At 63.1% G+C, this 1879-nt stretch carries 2 protein-coding genes; one reads left to right on the plus strand and one right to left on the minus strand.

From position 1 onward, the window contains the following. A partial coding sequence (locus Q8K05_RS11460) for a class II fumarate hydratase (RefSeq protein ID WP_305246733.1) occupies nt 1-941 on the minus strand: 941 nt, incomplete at its 3' end. Between the two features lie 102 nt (nt 942-1043). Between Q8K05_RS11460 and Q8K05_RS11465 the strand changes: the two genes are divergently transcribed. Next, nucleotides 1044-1879 (plus strand): fumarate hydratase (locus tag Q8K05_RS11465; protein WP_305246734.1); only part of this gene is annotated, 836 nt, incomplete at its 3' end.

Consider the following 1879-nt stretch of genomic DNA (forward strand, 5'->3'; position numbering starts at 1 on the left):
ATCGACAATTCACCGATGCCGCTGCGCGGGCCGCTGGCCAGCCAGCGCACGTCGTTGGCAATCTTCATCAGGCTGGCGGCCAGCGTCTTGAGCGCGCCGTGGGCATGGACCAGCCCGTCACACGAAGCCATCGCCTCGAACTTGTTCGGCGCAGTGACGAACGGCAAACCAGTCAGCCGTGCCAGTTCGGCCGCGACCTGTTCGGCATAGCCCGTGGGTGCGTTGAGCCCGGTGCCCACCGCCGTTCCGCCCAGCGCCAGTTCATACAGATGCGGCAGCGCCGACCGCACATGCGCCTCGCCGTGCGCCAGTTGCGCCGCGTAGCCCGAGAACTCCTGGCCCAGCGTCAGCGGCGTCGCGTCCTGCAGATGGGTGCGGCCGATCTTGACGATGCCGTCAAAGTCGCTGGCCTTCTGCTCCAGCGTGGTTCGGAGCTTTTCCAGCGCCGGCAACAGCTTGTTCGTCAGTCCCAGGACGGCCGACACATGCATGGCCGTGGGAAACACATCGTTCGACGACTGGCTGCGGTTCACGTCGTCGTTAGGATGCACCAGCCGGGCTTCACCGCGCTCGCCGCCCAGCAGTTCGCTGGCCCGGTTGGCCAGCACTTCATTGACATTCATGTTGGTCTGGGTGCCCGAACCGGTCTGCCAGACCACCAGCGGGAATTCGTCCGGGTGCCGGCCCGCGATGACTTCATCGGCCGCCGCCACGATGGCCTGTGTTTTTTTCTCGTCCTGCAGGCCCAGCGCCTGGTTGACGAGCGCCGAAGAGCGCTTGATCTGCGCCAGCGCCCGTATCAATTCGACCGGCTGCTTCTCGCCTGAAATATCAAAGTTCTGCAGCGAACGCTGGGTTTGCGCGCCCCACAGCCGCTCAGCCGGAACATCAATGGGGCCGAAGGTGTCGCGTTCGGTACGCGTCGCGTTAGGTGTACTCATGGTGCTGGCCTGACCTGTCAAAATAGAGGGTGGTAGCTTCAGCATAGCCGTTAATAAAAGCAACGCTCAGTCAATGGGGGTTGCACCACCTCACGAAAAGCCATGACCACGATCAAACAAGCCGACCTCATTGAATCCGTTGCCGCTGCCCTGCAGTACATCAGCTACTACCACCCTGCCGACTACATTGCCCATCTGGCGCGTGCCTACGAGCGCGAGCAGAGCCCGGCCGCCAAGGATGCAATTGCGCAAATCCTGACCAACAGCAAGATGAGCGCCACCGGCCACCGCCCGATCTGCCAGGACACCGGCATCGTCAACGTGTTCCTGAAAGTTGGCATGGACGTGCGCTGGGACGGCTTCACCGGCAGCCTGGACGACGCCATCAACGAAGGCGTGCGGCGCGGCTACAACCATCCCGACAACACGCTGCGCGCCTCGGTGGTTGCCGACCCGCAATTCGACCGCAAGAACACCAAGGACAACACGCCGGCCGTGATCTTCACCGAAATCGTGCCCGGCAACACGGTTGAAGTGACCGTGGCGGCCAAAGGCGGCGGCAGCGAAAACAAAAGCAAGATGGTCATGCTCAACCCCGGCGACTCGGTGGTGGACTGGGTGCTCAAGACCGTGCCGACCATGGGCGCTGGCTGGTGCCCGCCTGGCATGCTGGGCATCGGCATTGGCGGCACCGCTGAAAAAGCCGTGCTGATGGCCAAGGAAAGCCTGATGGACGACCTGGACATGTACGAGTTGCAGGCCAAATCGTCAGCCGGCGAAGCATTGACCAAGGTCGAGGCCCTGCGCCTGGAGCTGTTTGAAAAGGTCAATGCGCTGGGCATCGGCGCGCAGGGCCTGGGCGGCCTGACCACCGTGCTTGACGTCAAGATCAAGATGTACCCGACGCACGCGGCCAGCAAGCCGGTCGCCATGATTCC

It is taken from the genome of Polaromonas sp., from assembly GCF_030682935.1.
Lineage (GTDB): Bacteria > Pseudomonadota > Gammaproteobacteria > Burkholderiales > Burkholderiaceae_C > Polaromonas.